Origin of the sequence: Microbacterium sp. LKL04, assembly GCF_900102005.1 — a bacterium.
Lineage (GTDB): Bacteria > Actinomycetota > Actinomycetes > Actinomycetales > Microbacteriaceae > Microbacterium.
This window is the reverse complement of sequence record NZ_LT627736.1, coordinates 1,342,162-1,360,245: the sequence shown is the minus strand read 5'-3', so window position 1 is coordinate 1,360,245 and position 18,084 is coordinate 1,342,162. Positions and strand designations below refer to the sequence as shown.

10 protein-coding genes are annotated in these 18,084 nt (G+C 71.5%); 1 reads left to right on the top strand and 9 read right to left on the bottom strand.

The annotated features are described in order from the left end of the window. Window positions 1–17: 17 nt before the first annotated feature. Genes BLP38_RS06675 through BLP38_RS06645 form a run of 7 tightly spaced genes read right to left on the bottom strand, consistent with a single transcriptional unit; the run spans window position 18 to window position 14,697 of the window. Window positions 18–2,495: a hypothetical protein gene (locus BLP38_RS06675; protein ID WP_091354846.1), complete on the bottom strand. Its 2,478-nt coding sequence runs from the start codon at window positions 2,493–2,495 to the stop codon at window positions 18–20. Continuing rightward, window positions 2,492–3,841, bottom strand: coding sequence for a DUF58 domain-containing protein (locus BLP38_RS06670; RefSeq protein ID WP_091354842.1), 1,350 nt, complete (start codon window positions 3,839–3,841; stop codon window positions 2,492–2,494). Before BLP38_RS06670 ends, BLP38_RS06675 begins: the two co-directional genes overlap by 4 nt. Then, on the bottom strand, window positions 3,838–4,830 hold the full coding sequence (locus tag BLP38_RS06665; RefSeq protein WP_091354839.1) for an AAA family ATPase: 993 nt from the start codon (window positions 4,828–4,830) through the stop codon (window positions 3,838–3,840). The genes BLP38_RS06670 and BLP38_RS06665 overlap by 4 nt, the downstream gene beginning before the upstream one ends. Before the next feature lie 41 nt (window positions 4,831–4,871). Further along, the gene (locus tag BLP38_RS06660) at window positions 4,872–10,772 is read right to left on the bottom strand and encodes an Ig-like domain-containing protein (protein WP_157681067.1); all 5,901 of its coding nucleotides are present in this window, start codon (window positions 10,770–10,772) and stop codon (window positions 4,872–4,874) included. A 30-nt stretch (window positions 10,773–10,802) separates the two neighbouring features. Further along, entirely contained in the window at window positions 10,803–11,960 is a 1,158-nt protein-coding gene (locus tag BLP38_RS06655; RefSeq protein ID WP_091354834.1) for a serine/threonine-protein kinase, read from the bottom strand. After that, window positions 11,957–13,078 carry an FHA domain-containing protein gene (locus BLP38_RS06650; RefSeq protein ID WP_091359608.1) on the bottom strand — a complete coding sequence of 374 codons (1,122 nt, stop codon included), beginning with the start codon at window positions 13,076–13,078 and terminating at the stop codon, window positions 11,957–11,959. Before BLP38_RS06650 ends, BLP38_RS06655 begins: the two co-directional genes overlap by 4 nt. Window positions 13,079–13,104: 26 nt before the next feature. Continuing rightward, window positions 13,105–14,697, bottom strand: coding sequence for a dolichyl-phosphate-mannose--protein mannosyltransferase (locus BLP38_RS06645; protein ID WP_091354831.1), 1,593 nt, complete (start codon window positions 14,695–14,697; stop codon window positions 13,105–13,107). A gap of 23 nt (window positions 14,698–14,720) precedes the next feature. On the opposite strand from BLP38_RS06645, the gene rsmI reads away from it, so the two are divergent. Next, window positions 14,721–15,551, top strand: a complete 831-nt coding sequence (gene rsmI, locus BLP38_RS06640) for a 16S rRNA (cytidine(1402)-2'-O)-methyltransferase (protein WP_091354827.1) — start codon at window positions 14,721–14,723, stop codon at window positions 15,549–15,551. On the opposite strand, the gene BLP38_RS06635 is transcribed toward rsmI, so the two are convergent. Both BLP38_RS06635 and BLP38_RS06630 read right to left on the bottom strand, forming a co-directional pair. Further along, on the bottom strand, window positions 15,541–16,470 hold the full coding sequence (locus tag BLP38_RS06635) for a sugar ABC transporter permease (RefSeq protein ID WP_091354823.1): 930 nt from the start codon (window positions 16,468–16,470) through the stop codon (window positions 15,541–15,543). The two genes, rsmI and BLP38_RS06635, sit on opposite strands and share 11 nt — an antisense overlap. Then, window positions 16,470–18,077, bottom strand: a complete 1,608-nt coding sequence (locus BLP38_RS06630) for an ABC transporter permease subunit (RefSeq protein WP_091354819.1) — start codon at window positions 18,075–18,077, stop codon at window positions 16,470–16,472. Before BLP38_RS06630 ends, BLP38_RS06635 begins: the two co-directional genes overlap by 1 nt. Between the last annotated feature and the right edge of the window lie 7 nt (window positions 18,078–18,084).

Here is an 18,084-nt window from a genome sequence, read left to right as displayed (position 1 = left end):
GTCCCGCATCGCACACCCTATCGGCGCCGGGGCCGTGTGCGCGGCAGCAATGAGCGGAGCGACAGTCGCGCCCGCAGTCGCGCCCAGAAGCCCTTGCCGGCGGCGAACCGGGAACGCTCGGCTGCGACGATCCGCCAGAACTCGTCGTTCTCCTCCGTCGACGGGGGAGCCACATCGAACACCGAGCGGTCGGCCCACGTCGCCAGCCGTGTCCCGGCGCCCCCGTCGGCACCCTGCGCGAAGAGGAGCGCGAGCTCTTGCCGGGTGAGATGCGCCGGTGCGGGGTATCCGTGGTCGACTGCTGTGTCGACGTACTCCTCCCAGCCGCCGCTGAACCGTTCGGCGACATCAGGGCGACGCCGTCGGCCGCGGCGTCGAAGCGCCTTGATCGCGAGAACCGTGACGAGTGGGCCGACGAGGACGACGACGGCGAGCAGGGAGATGCCGCCGATGCGGACCGCCGTCCAGAGCGCGGAGAGGTCGGCCTGTTCGTCCGGCGCATCCTGCGCCGGGCGGTCGCCATCGGCGGGAGAGGCGTCGGCGGGCAGGACCGGCTCGGCCTCGTCCCGTCGGACATCCGTCGGGTTCTCGGGATCGCGTCGCTGTTCGAGGTCGGGGGAGGGGAAGCTCTCGTGCTGCGGTGTCACGTCGATCGGGGTCCACCGGCCGGCGGCATCCTGCACCTCGATCCACGCGGCGAGATCCCCGCCGCGACAGGCGCCCTCGTCGCACACCGGCAGGTCCTCGGCGGACGCGAGGCGGGTGCCGACCACGACGCGGGCGTTGAAGCCGAGCTGATCGGCGATGATCATTCCGGCGACCGCGAACTGCTCGTCGTCGCCCACCGCGGCCACGAGGTCGGCATCGGAACCGCCGGGCGCCTCTGCCTCGCGGTCGAGGAGCTGAGTGAAGAGCGCACCGATCCGGTCTGCGGAGTGGCCCGCTCGCGACGATTGGAAACCGCCCTCGCCGAGGTCCTGCAGCCACGACGGGGTCTGACCCGGGGTCAGCTGCAGCGCGTGGCTCAGGTAGCCGCGCGAGCGCAACCGATCGAGCAGGATCTCGAGCCCGCTCCCTCCCGATCCCGCCTGCTGCGCCTCGATCCACTCCGTCAGCGACGCCGGGACAGCCTCGGCAGGCAGGGACGGTCCGGTCCGCGACGGAACGAGGGATGCCACGGGTGCCGCGGCGGGCTCCGGGACGACTTCGAGCCGGTACGCGTCTCCCGCGGTGAGCCCCGGATCGGCGATCTCGATGGCGCCGCCGGTCGCCGCGTTGTGGAAGAAGCCGTCGGCGAAGTCGGCCGCGCGCGGTCCCTCGAACGCGATCGCCCGGAGCGCGCCGATGGTCGGCACCCAGATGCCGGTGCCGGTGCCCATCCGCACCGTGACGACGGCTGCGCCGGCGGCACTCTCGTCGAGGCTCGAGGGCACTCGGGTGAACGAGGTCATCGGGTCCGCGGCGCCCGTGACCGGGTCGACCGCCCGGACGGTGCGACCGTCGTAGAACGGGAGCGTCGCGAGTCGCACACGATCGAGCCCCGTCGACGCCGTCACGGTGAACAGTGTCTCGTCGTAGCGTTCATCGGTGAACGACGCGCGGTAGGCGGCCAGCGGACTCGGTGCCCGTTCGAGTTCGAGGATCGGGTCGACGACACTCCGCGCGACCGACCGGGGCTGGTCGGCGAGAGCCCACGGGCCCCAGGCAGCGGCGGCCGCGATGGCGACGACGACCATCCCGACCGCCGTCGCAGCGCGCGCCGCGCTGCCCCGTCGGCGGCCACCGGGTCCCCGCACCACTCCGGTTGCAGCGCTCGCCGTCGCGAGCGCCCGACGGCGCTCGTCGGTCGTCCGCCAGATGACGGCGACCAGAGCGGTCACGAGAGCTGCGATACCCACCAGTGTCTCGGGCTGAACCGCCACCGGACCGACGCGCAGGGGCGCGGCGAGCGAGCGGGCGCCGAAGGCGACCCCGAAGACGGCGGGTACCAGCGACACGGCGACCGCAGGCATCCACCATCTCGTTCCCCGCCAGGCGATCGAGAGCGCCGCGACGGCGCTGCCGAGGAAGAGCAGGAGGGTGGGCGCGAGGGTCGCCTGGTAACTGCCGAGCGGCAGTTCGAGGGTCAGGAGGTCCTTCCACCCGGTCACCGGGGCCGTCGCGACGCTCACCAGGGCGCGGAGGGCGGCGTCGGCCGAGGAGAGGGACCCGGCGGCTGCAACGGGCACGCCCAGAGCCAGGTAGGCGCCGAGCGCCGCGAGCGCGACCCACCACCCCGACCACCGCCACCGGACGCCCATGGCCGCCACGACGTGGCCCGCGGCGATGCCCGCCGAGACGACCACAATGAACGCCGTGCTGCGGTAAATGGGCCAGGCAGCGATCGCGCCCACCGCCAGGAGCAGGTCGATGACGACAGCCTGACCGACGTAGAAGCCGGTGCGCGAGGGCGCCGGACGGCGACGGGCGTCGCGACGGGTGGGCGCGGCGGTCATGACTGGCCGCTTCGCGCCAGGAGCTGCCGGAGGTCTTCGAGCAGACCGATCGAGACGACCGTCATGCTCCCGAGTCGCCGGATGCCGGGGGCCGCGGTCGGCGCGCACACGAGGGCGACGACGGCGACCTCGGAGCCGAACGCGAGGGCTGCGCTCTGCAACTGGGTGGGGGTGGGTGCCGAACCGCACACGAGGAAGGCGATCGAGGCATCCGGATGACGTTCCGAGACGAGCGCCGCGACCTCGCGCAGCCGACTCGGGTTCTCGCCGCGTTCGATGCCGGCCAGATCGTCGAGGAGCGTGCGGCTGGAGATGGTCGTGAGGGTGCGGAAGGTCCGCATCCGGCTGCGTGCGAACTCGGGGATCTCCGACCCCGCGACGACGTCCACATCGCGCCCGTCGCGGATGCCGCGGACGCCGATGGATGCCGTGGCGCTGACCGCGAGCTCGAACTCGTCCTCGTCGGCGTATTCGTCGACCCCGAGGGCGAGGACGAGGATCATGCGGGACCGTCGGGTCTCCTCGTACTGACGCACCATCATGGCGCCGGTCTTCGCCGTGGACTTCCAGTGCACCTGGCGGGGGGAGTCTCCGGGGGCGTAGGGGCGCAGCGCGTGGAAGGAGAAGTCCGCGTCGACGATGGTGCGGGAGGGGCTGCCCTCGAGGTCGCGGATGAGGCCGGCCGCAGAACTGCGGAGCGCGGTCGTCACGGGGTGCACGTAGAGCGTGTGCGTGTCCTGCCAGGTCGCTTCGCGGGTGAGGATGCCGAGGGGGTCGCCGCGCACGGTGCGCGCGGGACCGACCGTGATGACGCCACGATGCTGCGTCGGGATGACGACGGTCTCCGAGAGCTCGTGCCCTGGACGCAGAAGCGGCACGTGCACGTCGACGAGGCCGTCTCCGACCGGCAGATCCACCCTGCCGGGGAGCGCCGTGCGCCTGCCGACGTTGGTGACGACGAGAGCGCCTTCCACCGGGGTGCCCGCCACGACGCGGTCATGGGCCAGGCGGAGGGCGACCTGGTAGGCCCGCGCCCCGAAGAGGAACGGGAAGGACAGAGCGAGGAGCAGAAGACCCGCGCCGCCTGCGACGGCGAATTCGAGCAGTCCGAATCCGAGTCCGAAGCCGAGTCCCACGACCGCCACCGCGACGACGACCCAGCCCGCGGGAGCGATGGTCTCAGCGGTGTTCCGCGCGGCACGGGCGACGCCACGGCGGAGCCGCCGCCAGCCCTGGACGCCGCGAACGGCGAGCACGGCCGCCGAACGCTCCGTGCCGTAGCGGGTGCGGGTGTACCCCGTCGTCCCCGAGGTTCGGGTGAGACGGGACTCGGTCGACGAGCTCACACGTTCTCTCGCTGACGACGTTCGTCCGCGCGCTCCTGCTGCGACGGCGGGACGACGTCCAGAAGGACCTGCCCGATCACGGCCTCGGCGGTCACGCCGTCGAACTCGGCCTCGGGATCCAGGATGAGGCGGTGGGCGAGGACGGGGACCGCGAGCGCCTTGATGTCGTCGGGGGTCACGTAGGTGCGCCCGTGGGCCAGTGCCCACGTCCGGGAGGCCTTCGTGAGAGCGAGCGCACCGCGGACGCTCACCCCGAGACGGACCTCGCGGGCAAGACGGGTCGCCTCGACCAGCCGAGCGACGTAGTCCAGGACGAGCGGCGCGAGGTACCCCCCGCGCGCGATGTCGGCCATGCTGACCACGCCCTGCGGGGTGACGACGGGCGCCACGTCGCGGGATGCCTCGCTGGAACCCTCGAGGATTCGCAGGGTCGCGGCGTGATCGGGGTAGCCGAGCGAGGTCTTCATGAGGAAGCGGTCGAGCTGGGCCTCGGGCAGCCGGTACGTTCCGGCCTGCTCCACGGGGTTCTGCGTGGCGACGACGAGGAAGGGGACCCCCACGTCCCGGGTGATGCCGTCGACGGTCACGTGCCCTTCCTCCATCACCTCGAGGAGGGCGGACTGCGTCTTGGGGGACGCTCGGTTGATCTCGTCGGCGAGGACGATGTTGGCGAAGATCGGGCCCTGGTGGAACTCGAACTCGCCGCGGCGCTGGTCGTAGACGGTGATGCCGGTGACATCGCCCGGCAGGAGGTCCGGAGTGAACTGGATGCGGGAGCTCGTCCCCTGGACCGAACGTCCCATCGCGCGCGCCAGCGAGGTCTTGCCCGTGCCGGGGTAGTCCTCGAGGAGCAGGTGACCCTCGGACACCATGGCGGTGAAGGCCAGCTCGATGACGTGGCGCTTACCGAGCACGACCTGCTCGACGTTGTCGACGAGCGAGGTGAAGGTCTCGGCGAACCAGGCGCTCTGCTCCTGGGTGATCGTCATCGTGTTCCTCTCGAAGAACGGGTGATCCGGGCGGGGGCGGTTCAGCCCGCCGGCGCCTCGGGGTCGGGATCGGGCTCCGGCTCGGGATCCGGTGGCGCGATCTGTCGGCAGTCGACGGTGAGACCCGGAGGGCTCTGCAGCTCCGCGAGCGCGCCCGTCCAACGGATCGTATACGTGACCGACACCGGGCCGAGGTCACCGGTGCGCACGTTCGTCTCGACGGTCGCGACATTGCGCCCGATGTCGCGGGGGAACCAGTCCCGTACCGCCTCGTCCGATCGGCAGGAGGGGATGTCGTCGGTGGCGACGTAGACGGGCCAGTCCGCGCTTCCGGACGAGGGCTCGATGGGCGTCTCGCCGGAGCATTCCGCGTCGAACCCGAGGAACGTGTCGCACCAGACGGCGCCCCAGCGGTCGCTGGGCTGGTTGACTCGCGGTGCGAACGCGTCCACGGATCGACCGTTGAGCCGGTAGCGCAGCTGTGCTCCCTCGAACGGCGGCTTTCCCGCGTCGCTGTGCCCGCTCGCCGCATAGGTGAAGCCGGAGCCCTGGTTCCCACTGGGGCTGGAGGAGACGGTGTAGGTCAGGCGTGGGGGTGCGTCGACACTGCCGATCGGCCGCGCGGTGATCTGATCGCTCGTGACACCGAACCCGGCGGCGCCGTTGAACGTGCTTGTCACACAGACGTGGATGGTCTTGCGCTGGAACGCCACCGCGTCGAATCTCTGGCTGGACGAGCGGCTGTTCGGAGTGCAGGCGGGAGTCTCGCTGAATCCGAACAGCGGCTCGGTCCCGGCGCTCTGGCCGGTGACGCGGACCGACACCGTCATCGAACTCGACGTCGTCGTCTCGGACAGCTCGATCGTGGGTGCCCCCACTCCGTGCGCCGACAGCTCCAGCGCCCGTCCCTCGCTGGAGCCGCCGGCGATGGGCGGCAGCTCGAACTCGGTGAGCGGCGTCGCGGTGAGCTGGGTCGGTTCGTTGGAGCCGACGCGATAGCCCGTGAACGTCGCCGTCCCTCCGCTGACCGGCTGCGTCGCGCTTCCCGCGACTCCGCCCGACAGCCGCACCGTCCCCGTCGTGTCGTCCAGGCCTGTCACGGTGATCGTGGCCAGGCCGCCGTCGCGTCCGTTCGGCTCGGGCTGGAACGACGCGGCTCCGGGCCGTGCAGGCGGGCGGTACGACCAGGCCGTCGTCCGGACGGCACCGCGGGACGCGCCGACGTCGTTCGTCGCGCGGGCCTCGTACACGCGCTGCTCGCCGACGGGCGCGGAGATCGGTGCGCACACGCCCGACGCGGGGCAGGTCGCGACCTCGCGGCCGCCCGTCGTGATGCGGTAGCCCTGGACCGCGGGGTAGGAACCGGCATCCGATGTCACTCGGAGGCTCACCGTGTCCTCGCTGTAGGCGGTCCATTCGACGCGCGTCGGGTTCGCGGGGAGCCCCCGCAGGTCCAGGACGATGGAGCCGTTGCGGTCGCCGCTGGACTGTCGGCCCTGGGCGTCCTCGACGACGAAGGTCCCGGCGCAGCGCGCCGCCCCCTCGGCATCCGAACTCCAGCTGGCGCGGACGGCGCGGTCTCCCGCGGGCGCGAAGCGCACGCCGTCGCAGTTGCCCGAGCTCGATGCGCCGACCACGCGCAGCGGCGTCCCAGGGAGGGGATTGACCTCGCCGTCGGCGCCGACGACGTCGATCGTGCAGGAGGTGGTGCCGTCGGCCTGCGAGCACGTCTGCACCGCGGAACCGCCGCGGGGGAGCGTCGAAGGCGACGGACCGACGGTGAGGATGAGGCTCGCGGCGGCGGCGTCGGGATGGCTCGGCAACGAAACCGTGACCTCCTCCTCGCGTCCGGGACGGGCCTCGTCACGCCCGGTCACCGTCACGACGGCATCCTTCTGCGTGACGTCGAACTGGTCGCCGCGGTACGAGATCTCGACGTCGAGGGCACTCTCGTCGGCGGCACCGGCCCATCGCACCATGCGCGTGAGGTCGAAGGTCTGCGTCTGCCCCGGTCGCACCCCGATCGATGCGCTGCGCAGCGACGGCTGCGGGATCTCCGCCTCGATCTGCACGGGCACGGGCAGCACGGTCGGGGTGTCTCCCCCCGCCAACCGCGCCGTCACGATGCACGAATCGGTCCACGGTGCGCCGCGTCCCGCGCTGTAGCGGATGACGGTGCCCGACACGATGCGGCAGGTCGCCTCCGGGCGGGCGCCCCCAGCTTTCGTCCCCGTGCCGTCCAGCACGAGCGTCGCGTCCTCGGGAAGGGCGACGAGCTCGGCGAGATCCGCGTCGACGCTCTCGCCCTCGCGCACACGGAGCGGCTCGGCCCCTGCGCGAAGCGTGAGACGCACCTCGTCCGTCCCGGGGACGCGCAGGAATCCGTACGTCGTGACCTCGGTGCCGTCGAAAGCCGTTCCGGTCACCTCGAAGGGGATGAGGCGGCTCTGCGCGGGCAGCTCGCCCGAGATCTCCCAGCCGGACACGCGCAGATCATCCGGGGCGCCCCACAGGCGCAGCGTCAGTGACGACGGGTCCCCGCCGGTCCAGGCGACCCGTCCGCTCAGGACGTCGACACCGGTCGGGAACTGGTCCCGGTCCTCGATCGTCAGCACCGTGTCCGAGACGACGGGGTGGTCCGGCACCGGGTCCCGCACGACCTTGACGACCAGCAGACCGATCGCGGTGTCGCCGTCGGCATTGGCGACCTCGTACGAATAGGAGAACGTCCCGAGGGCCGTACCCGCCCGGACCGTGACGGCGGGGCCGTCGACGCTGACCCGATCGGCCAGCGCGGCGTATTCGGGACTGTCCGCAGGTGCGTTCGGAACGACGTCGGTGAGTTCGAGAGCGCTGCCGAACGGGTCGACGTCGTTGTCGGCTGGCCGGACGACGACGGTGCTGTCGGCTCCCGCCTGCACCTGGACGTAGTCGCTGAAGGTCACGGGGCTGGGGTCGCTCTGACCGGCGATGACGCCCACGCGGACCTCGCCGACACCGGTGGCGCCACGGGCATCCTTCACCTGGTACCCGAACCGCACCTGCCCCGACGTGGCCTCACTGCTCGTGTAGACGATCGACCGGCCGTCGGCGGAGACGGCGGCCGAACCCTGCTCCGGCTGAGTGGTGATGGTCTCGAGGGCGACGTCGTCGCCGTCGGGGTCGACCGCGTACGGATCGAAGCGAACGGTGACGGACTGTCCTGCGACGACGCGCCCGACGAGGGTGCGCGGCACCGGGGAGCGGTTGTCGTCGCCGCCGGTGACGGTCACGGTCACGCGCGCCGTGTCGACGACCTCGGGGAAGCCCACCCGGTAGATCGTGTAGGTGAGGGCGTAGGTGCCCGCTTCGCGCGGTGCGAGGTAGCGGAGCACGCGTCCCGAGGCGAAGGCGAGACCGCCGCCGGTCTCGTTGACGACGGACCCCGGGTCGATGCCGATGAGTGCACCCGCGGGCGCCCTGTCGTTGTCGAGGACGGGGATGTCGATCTGCGTGCCGCTGCGCACGGTGACGGCGTCGTCGACGGCGATCGGCTGCTCCGCGGAACCCGCCGGCAGCAGGATGACGGTGACCTCGCCCTCGGCGGTCGTCGCGTCTCCACCTCCGTCGGTGAGCGTGTACCGGACGACCCCCAGGCGTCCGGGCCGGCCGTCGCCGGTGGTGCCGCTGACGCGGAGGAGGCTCTGCCCCACGAGGTCGACGCTGAGCGACGCCGTCGGGTCGCTGTCGGGACGGACGTCCTCGAGCAGGAGGACGAGCCCGGCGGGGTTCGCCGCCGCCGACGCGACGTCGATCGTCGCATCCTCGCCGGGGCGGACGAAGGCGGTGAGCGGCGGCGTCGTCACGACGGTGTCCGCGGGTTCGCGGATCGTCACCCGCGCGAGGGCGGATGCCTCGGTCACGCCATCGCGCACGGAGTACTGGACCACGTACGACCCGGCCTCGCGTGCCGCGAAGGTCATGCGCAGGGCCGAGGGCGTGGGCGTCACCGTCGCGCGCTCGGAGTCCAGGGCGACGAGGGATCCGATCGTGAGCGGACCCGACGCTCCGGTGACGTACGGGGTCAGGTCGACGTCCAGCGGTTCGCCGACCACGCCGGTCACCGCGAACGACTCGGCCCGCAGGTCGGGGGCGGGGGTCACCTGTACCGTGACGGACTGCGTGGTCGTGGCGCCGCGCGAGTCCGAAACCACGACCGGGACCGGGATGCTGGCTGCCTCCGTCGCGCTCGGATCGGGATGCTGGTACGTGAACTCCCCCTCGGGGGAGGTCGTGGCCGTCCCCACGGAGGGCGCCCCGTCGATCCCGGCGAGATAGACCGGGTCGCCGTCGGGATCCACCCAGCCCCGGAGGAGGTCGGCAGACACTGTTCCGCCCGGCGCCACCGACAGGACGGGCCAGGTGGCGAGGCACTCGGCGACGCCGCACCAGACGGGAGGCGAGTTCTCCGCCTCGGGAATCACGCGGACGGTGACCGTCGCATACTCCGACAGACGTCCTCCCGACGACGTGCCGTCGGTGACGCGGTACCGGAACGTCGTCGTCCCCGTCGCGTCGGGGGCGACGTCAAGGGCGATCTGCTGTTCGGCGCCGGTGATGCTCGCGCGGCCGAAGGCGGCATCCACTCCGTCGAAGCCGCCGACGTCGATGCTGAGGACGTCCTCGTTCGGATCGTGGTCGTTCAGCAGCACCGGGAGCAGAGCGACGGAGCCGGCGCGGACCCCGAACTCGTCATCGACGGCCACGGGCGGTTTGGGTTCGAGGACCCGCTCGACGTCGTCCTCGGTGTCGGGCGCGGCTTCGCTCGTGTCCTCGGGGCGCCATTGCTGCGACGACGGCACGATCGCGCCGTCGGGCACCCGCCACACCCAGCCCGACCCGCGGTCGTTGACGGCCAGCCTCGATCCGTTGCCGACGAACACCGGGTCGACGCCGTCGCCGATGTCGGCACCGGCGTAGTCGAGGGGAACGGTCGCATCCGGTCGAGCGCTGGACCAGAGGCTGCCGCCGCCGGTGCCGTCCCCGAGCCATGCAGCGTGGACGGTGTTCCCTGACGGCGCAGGGACGGCGGGCGTGCCGAGGCCCGGGGACTCCACCGGGCGGTCCGCGGTGCCCGACTCGATCGGGACGCGCGTCAGGCCGGTCGGGTCGGCGATGTAGGCGGCGTCGCCGCTGGTCGCCGCGCGCTGCAGCACCGCGCCGGGGAGCGGGGCGGTCTCCACCAGGCCGTCCCGGCCGCGGACGGCCACGTCGCCGGTCGTGACGTCGTAGAGGACCCAGCGGCCGCCCACGGCGCTCAGCTGGGCGTCGACCGGGGCGATGGGGGTCTCGTCCTGCCCGACGATGCGTCCGGTGGCGGCGTCGGCGCGGACGATGAGCTTCTCGGCGGCAGAGTAGGCGTAGACGACGCCGTCCGCGTCGACGGAGACAGCGGATGCCGAGAAGCGCGGCGCCTGCTCGTCGTCGTCGCGTTCGACCTCTGCGTAGGGGTCGATGGGGGAGGCTGCGCCGCCGCCGGACAGGGTCGCTCCGAAGACGCCGCCGCCCTCGGTGCGGTAGACGATCGCGTCCCCGGCGGTCACGATCTCGACCGTGCCCGCGGGCGTCGGCGCCGTCGTGTCCTCGTCCTCGCCGGTCAGATCGGCGGGCTGGGCGAGGTCGACGTCGGAGAAGGCGGAGCCGCCCTCGCTGAACACGAACAGGCGGTCGGAGGTCTGCGCGACCTGGGTGCCGTTGACGACCTGCTTGACGGTGTCGATCTCGCGGAGGTCGAGGTTGACGCGCGCGTAGCCGCTGCCGGCGCCGGTCTGCAGCGCCCACACGGTCGGATCCTCGACGGGCGTCTGCTGCGCGTCGTAACCGGGCCAGACGACCGCGAGCGTGCCGACGACGGCGACGACCGCCGTGACGGCGCCCGCGCCGATCCAGGTCGACCTGCGCACGCGCGGTCGCTCGGTGCTCGCGCGCGCCATTCAGCCGGCTCCGCCGAGAAGGACGAACGTCGTGGCAGCAGTCGCCGCGGCGACGAGGACGCCGGCGCCGACGATCAGCGCGATGACCGTGCCGCGCCGCATCCGCGATGCGGGTTCCGCGCCCGCCAGGATCGTGCCCTCGTCGGGCCGGCGTGCGGGCGTACTCCGGCGTCGCTCGGGACGGGACGAGGCGTACTCGACGGCGGGTCGCACCGGGCCGCGTGGCTGGTCGTCGGCGAAGTCGACGGTCGCCCCGGCGGACGCCCACTCGTCCACCGCGACTTCGAGCGGCGTGTGCGGCAGGCCCATCCGGTGCTGGATCAGTTGCAGGTCGTGGGCGAACGCCGCGGCGGAAGGATGTCGCGCGGCGGGGTCGCGGTTCAGGGCCCGCGCGAGGACGGCATCCAGTTCACCCGGGACGTCCGGGCGCCCGATCGGCGTGTAGACGGCCTTGCGGATGCGGGCCTTCAGCTGGTCGCGGGTGTTCTGGCCCCTGCCGGGACGCTCGAAGGGGCTGCGGCCTGCCAGCAGAGAGTAGACGGTGGCGCCGAGGCTCCAGACCTCGGCGGCGATCGATCCGGAGACGCGCTCGTCGACGACCTCGGGTGCGGACCACGGCACCGACATCGCGAAGACCTCCTCCGTGTCGGGGCGGGCTTCGACGGCGGCAGCGATCCCGAAATCGGACAGGACGGGCGATCCGAACGCCGTGATCAGGATGTTCGACGGCTTGATGTCGCGGTGCAGGAGTCCCGCTCGGTGCGCCGTCTCGAGCGCGGAGCCGATCTTGACGCCCAGTTGCAGGACCTCCGCGACGGGGATCTCCTCGCGGCGGTAACGGTGCGTGAGCGAGGTGGGGCAGTACTCCATGACGAGGTACGGCCGCCCGTCGGCCGACACCGACGCTTCGTGGATCGTGAGGATCGACGGATGGGCGCTCAGGCGGGCCATCACATCGGCCTCGGCGTTGAACATCCGCAGCACGTTCTCGTCGACCACGTCCTCCAGCAGCACCTTCACCGCGACGGGGCGCCGAGGGAGGTTCTGCTCGAAGAGGAACACGTCGGCGAAGCCACCCGCGCCCAGCGGACGGACGTACGTGAACCCGGACAGCCCGGGCGGCGAAGAGGGGAGCCTGCTGGACACGCGCTCGATCATCCCGCCGTCGAGGGTTCGAGCGCGTCGAACACGGCGGTGACACCGTCGCCGAGGTCCAGCTCCGTTCCGACCGGCACGCGGGAGGCCGCACCTCCGCGCAGGAGTGCAGCCGCACCGGTGGGCGGGCGCACGATCGTGCCGTTCGTGGAGTCCAGGTCGCGGACCACCAGGGTCGCCCCGTCGAGGATCGCCTCGAGGTGCGTCCCGGAGATCTCCTTGTGCGGCGAGGACACCCGCTCGATGCGGGCGTCGGGGTGCTCGCCCGCGCGCGGCCCGCGACCGAGGACGACGGGCCTGTCGAGCGGGACCGTCCGGCCGCCCGGAAGTCGGAGTCCGTAGGCCGTCGCGGGTGCGGCCGGACGCGAGCCGCGGCGCGAGCCGAACCGCGTGCGCTCGTCGGGAAGATCTCCGCCGCGCGCGTCGTCGCGCAGGAAGTCGGGGAGCTCGAGGTCGTCCTCATCCTCGAAGAGCCGCGCGAAGAGGCTCCGGTCGACCGAGATGGTCTGGAGGACGTCGATCTCCTCATCGCGGGCCACCGGCGCCGGCGCGGGCGGAGCCGGGGCCGCAGGGGCGATCGTGGGGACCGCGACCGTCACGGGCGCGAGGGTCCCCGGGGGAACCTCGCCCGCGGCGGCGGGCGTGACGTCGGCATCCGGTTCGCGGCCGGCGGGGAAAGGGCGGCCCCATGACAGTTCGTGGGCGCGCGTGACACCGAGGCCGAGAGGCAACAGGTCGCCGCCGGCGGGCCCGGTCTCGAGGGCGAGACGGATGCCGACGGCCCCCGCGAGCGCCGTCTCGATCCACGTCCGCGCGTCGGCTCCCGACACGCGCGTTCGGTCGGAGGTCTCGACGATCGCGGCACCGCGCACGGCAACGCGGACGGGCTGCGCATCGTCGTCGGGGAACTCGGCCACGGCGAAGTCTGGAAGGTCGTGGATGCCACCGGCGACGAGCACGCTGAGGACGTCCTCGAGGACGGCGGTCTCTGCCACCGCGGCGTTCCACAACCGTGCGATCACGCCCTCCGTGACGCCCGCACCGAGCAGGATGGCGAAGCGATCACCGGCGATGGCGTACCCCGCCTCGGCGGCGAGCGTCGGGGTGGGGTAACGGAACACGGTCACAGCCTACTGATGGGTGACACTCACACCCATCCGCGAAGCCAGTTGTGCATCCAGTAGAACTCCATCGGCACGCTGATCGCTGCCCACAGCGGATACCAGAACACCGAGACGGCGAGGACGATCGCCGCCGTTGCGAGCACGATCCGCCGGCCCGCGAGCCGCGACCCCGCCGCGTGGCGCCCCGACCCCCAGAGCGTGCGGAGCGCGAAGGCGACGGCCAGCAGCAGGAAGGGGAGGATCAGCACCGTATAGAACTGGAAGATCGTCCGCTCCGGGTAGAACAGCCACGGCACGTAGGTCGACCCGACACCGACGAGCACGATCCCCGCACGCCAGTCGCGGGTGCGGACGCCGTGCACGGCGAGCCACAGGACGGCCAGGACCCCGAGCCACCACAGGATCGGGTTCGGCATCGAGTACAGGATCTCGATGCAGCCGCGCGCACTCACGCACCCGTCGACGCCGTTCGCCGTGTTGCCCACGTACATCGATGTCGGGCGCAGCAGGAGAGGCCACTGCCAGGCGGGACTCGCGTAGGGGTGCGAGGAGGTGATCTGCGCCGTCGCCGTGTAGATCGTCTCGTGGTAGTGCCACAGGTTCTGCAGGGGGAGGGGCACCCACGACCAGAACCCCTGTGCAGGGGTGGCGTCGACCGCGTGCCTGCCGTAGCCGCCGTCGCTCGACAGCCAGCCGATCCAGGTCGACAGGTACACGACGACCGCGACGGGAACGAACACGAGGAAGGTCGCCGCGCCCTGGCGGACGGCATCCATCGGCCAGAAGAAGACGCCGAGCCGCCGCCGGGCCAGGGCGTCGCTGATGACCGCGTAGATCCCCAGCGCACCGAGGACCCACGCGCCCGACCACTTGACGCCGCACGCGGCGCCGCCGGCGATTCCCGCCGCGAGCAGCCACGGACGCCACCAGAGCACCGGCCCCCACCACGGCGCCCGGCGCGCGGCATCCCGTCGCTGCATCGTGCGGGCCAGACGGTCGAGGTGGGCACGGCGGTCCAGCAGCACGAACCAGACCATGAGCAGGACGAAGAGGGTGAGCAGGATGTCGAGGATCGAGACCCGGCTCATGACGATCGCGAGCCCGTCGATCGCCATGAGTCCCGAGGCGACCGTGCTGAAGACGATCGAGCGGCTCAGCTGCCACGCGATCGCGTAGAGGACGAGGACGGCGAGAGTGCCCGCGAGGGCGACCGTGAAACGCCAGCCGAATGACGACGTCGGCCCGAACAGCGCCATCCCCGCACCGATCAGGAACTTCCCGAGCGGCGGGTGGACGGCGAAACTCGGCTCGGTGCCGTAGATGCCGGTCTCACCGTCGGCGAAGCGCTGGTCGGCGCCGTCGGGCCAGGTGGCGGCGTAGCCGAGGTTCCATTGGCTCCAGGCATCCTTCACGTAGTACGTCTCGTCGAAGACGATCGCGTGCGGGTGGCCGAGGTTCCAGAACCGCAGGATGCCGGCGAGGATCGTGACGATCAGCGGCGCGATCCACGACGCGGCCGGGAGAGTGTTCACCCGGCGGAGCAGGGCGTCCGCGCGGACGTCGAGGCGAGGACGGACCGGGAGCGGCGGCAGCAGCGGTTCCGCGGTCGAGCTCACGGCGACCAGCCTATGCTGGGGCGGTGCTGATCCTCGCCGCGACCCCGATCGGAAATCTGGGCGACGCGACCGGGCGCCTGCGGACCGCCCTCGAGGACGCCACGATCGTCGCCGCCGAGGACACCCGCACGACGCAGCGGCTCCTGCAGGCCCTCGGGATCGAGAACCGGCCGAGGCTCATCGCCCTGCACGACCACAACGAGAAGCAGCGCGCCGCGGAGCTCGTCGCCCTCGCTGCGACCGAGGACGTGCTGCTGCTGAGCGATGCCGGGATGCCGACGGTCAGCGACCCCGGCTATGCGGTCGTCGCGGCCGCCGTCGAGCAGGGCGTCGACGTGACGGCTCTCCCGGGTCCCAGCGCCGTGATCACCGCCCTCGCGCTCGCGGGCCTGCCGACCGACCGATTCACCTTCGAGGGGTTCGCGCCCCGCAAGGCGGGGGAGCGGCGGACGATCTTCGGCGCACTCGCCTCCGAGGCGCGCACGATGGTCTTCTTCGAGGCGCCGTCCCGCCTCGCCGACACGCTCGTCGCGATGGGAGAGGCGTTCGGGGCGGACCGTCGCGCGGCCGTCTGCCGCGAGCTCACGAAGCTTCACGAGGAGGTCGTCCGGGGCCCGCTCGGCGAATTGGCGGACTGGGCCGCCCAGGGCGTCCGCGGCGAGATCGTCGTCGTGGTCGAGGGAGCGAGCGTCCGCGCCGTCAGCGAGGACGACGCCGTCGCTCAGGTGCAGGCTCTCGTGGCCTCCGGCATCCGGTTGAAGGATGCCGCCGGCGAGGTCTCGCGAGAGACCGGACTGCCCTCGCGAGACCTCTACCGTGCCGCCGTCGCGGCGAAGAAGCCGCTCAGCCCTTGACGGACCCGGCGGTCAGACCGCCGACGATGTAGCGCTGCAGCGACAGGAACAGCGCCAGCACGGGGATCGAGGCGAGGATCGCCCCGGCGGCGAACAGACCCCAGTTGCTGGCGAGCTGGTTCGAGACCCACTGGAACATGCCGACCGCGAGGGTCCAGTTGTCCTCCGAGACGAGGACGATCTTCGCGATGATGTAGTCGCCGAACGCCGCGATGAAGGCGAGCAGGCCGACGACGGCGAGGATCGGGGTCACGAGCGGCATGATGAGGCGCCAGAAGATCTGGGCGTGCGTCGCGCCGTCGATCTTCGCCGACTCGTCGATCTCCATCGGGATCGTGTTGAAGAACCCGTACATCAGGAACGTGTTCACGCCCAGCGCGCCACCGAGGTAGACGCAGATGAGGGCGATCTTGGAGTTGAGTCCCAGGACCGGGAACACCTCGCCGAGGGTCAGCAGCATGAGGAAGATCGCGACGAAGGCGAGCGCCTGCGGGAACATCTGGACGATGAGGAGCGCCGTCAGGCTGATCCGTCGTCCCGTGAATCGGAAGCGCGAGAACGCGTACGCGGCCGCCGCACCCATGAGGACGGCGCCGGCCGCCGAGGCCCCGCCCACGATGAGCGTGTTCCCGTACCAGGCCCAGTAGCTCGTGCCCGACAGGGCCGTGTAGTTGCCGACGTCGATGACCGAGAACAGCGCGTTCGCCGCCGACAGCGTGCCGTTCGGGTTGAACGACGCCGACAGGATGTAGACGAGCGGGAACATCGCATAGAAGAGGATGCCGGCGGCCACGAGGTACTTCCAGCCGACCTCCAGCACCCAGCGCTTGCGCTGCGCGGGACGGAGGGCGGCGGTGCGTGTCGCGGAGGAACCGGTCGTGATCGTCGCGGTGGTCGCGGCGGTGGAGGGAGCGGACATCACTGGTACTCCTCGAGCTTCTTGGTCTGACGGAACGCGAGGGCCGAGACGACGCCCACGACGATGAACACGAGGATCGACAGGGCGCTGGCGAGGCCGTAGTCGGCTGCGCCGCCCGAGACGCCGGAGATGTCGTAGATCGCCGAGATCAGGATGTCGGTGTATCCGAGCGCGTACGGCGCGCCGGGGATGGCCGGGCCGCCGTTGTTGAACATGTAGATGATCGTGAAGTTGTTGAAGCTGAACGCGAACGACGAGATCAGCAGCGGTGCCGTCGAGACCAGCACGAGCGGGAGGATGATCGCCCGCAGCTGGCGGAACCGGCCCGCCCCGTCGATCGACGCCGCTTCGAGCGCGTCCTGCGGGAGCGCCTGCAGCGCGCCGGTGCACACGAGGAAGTAGTACGGGTACGTGAGCCAGACGTTGACGAACAGCACCGCGGCGCGGGCGAGCCACGGATCACCGAGCCAGTCGATGTTCGCGCCGCCGAAGAAGAACTCGTTGATGACGCCGAACTCGGCGTTGAACATGCCGCGGAACAGCAGTGCCGACATGAACGCCGGGAACGCGTACGGGAGGATGAACAGCGTCCGCAGCACCTTGCGACCGCGTACGCGCGGGTCGTTGAAGATGAGGGCGAACACGAGGCCCATCGCGAACGGGATGAGCACGGACAGGACCGCCCAGACGAAGGTCCACCCCGTCACGAGCCCGAGCGGCTCGAGGATCGCGGGGTTCGTGAACAGCTCGACGAAGTTCGAGAAGCCGACGTTCACGACCCAGCCGGTCGGCAGCGTCGTGCCGTCGTCGGCGACGAAGTTTCCGGTCGGGCTCGCGGTGTAGACGAGGCCGGTCGCGCTGTCGGTGATGGTCTGCGACTCGGCATCCCACGTCATCGTCGAGAGGTAGGTGGCGCCGCTCGACCCGTCGCGGGTGCGGATCGAGCCGTCGTTGGGGTCGTCCGAGACCGGCACGCGGAGGTCGATGACCGCCTGCTGAGTCGCCTGGTCGCCGATGATCTGGTTGCGGGGGACGACGTTCCACCCGGGGACCTCCGTCGCGGCACCGGATGCCGGGGCCGGACCGACCACGCTGAGCGGGTCGTCGGCGGAGCCCGCCAGCAGCTGGCCATCCTCGACGACGGCGAAGCCGAGGTCGCCGTCGCGCTCGACGACGGTGAGGGGGAGCGTGGGAGCACCCTCGACGCGGCGCTCGCCCTGCGCGAGCGAGGCGGCGACCGCCTGCTCCTGCGAGCCGATGTGGCCGGCGCCGTAGTTCGTGAAGGCGATGTACCCGGTGTACAGGAAGATGAACACCTGGAACACGAGCAGGAACGACAGCCCCGGCAGCAGGTACTTGAGGGGGAGCGCGCGTTTCGTGAAGTAGACGACGTCGGCTGCGAGCAGCAGAGCGACGGCGACGCCGAACACGATCCAGGACTCGGCCTGGAACGCGGCGATGATGCCGAGCAGGCCCACCGCATTGATGAGGCCCATCAGGACCAGCTTGACCAGGAATCCCCAACCGAGGCCTGACCAGCGCCGGGCGTGGGACTCCGCCGTCGGCGGTGCCTCTTCCGGCAGGGTGGGGCTCTGCAGAGCCGTCATGTCGTCT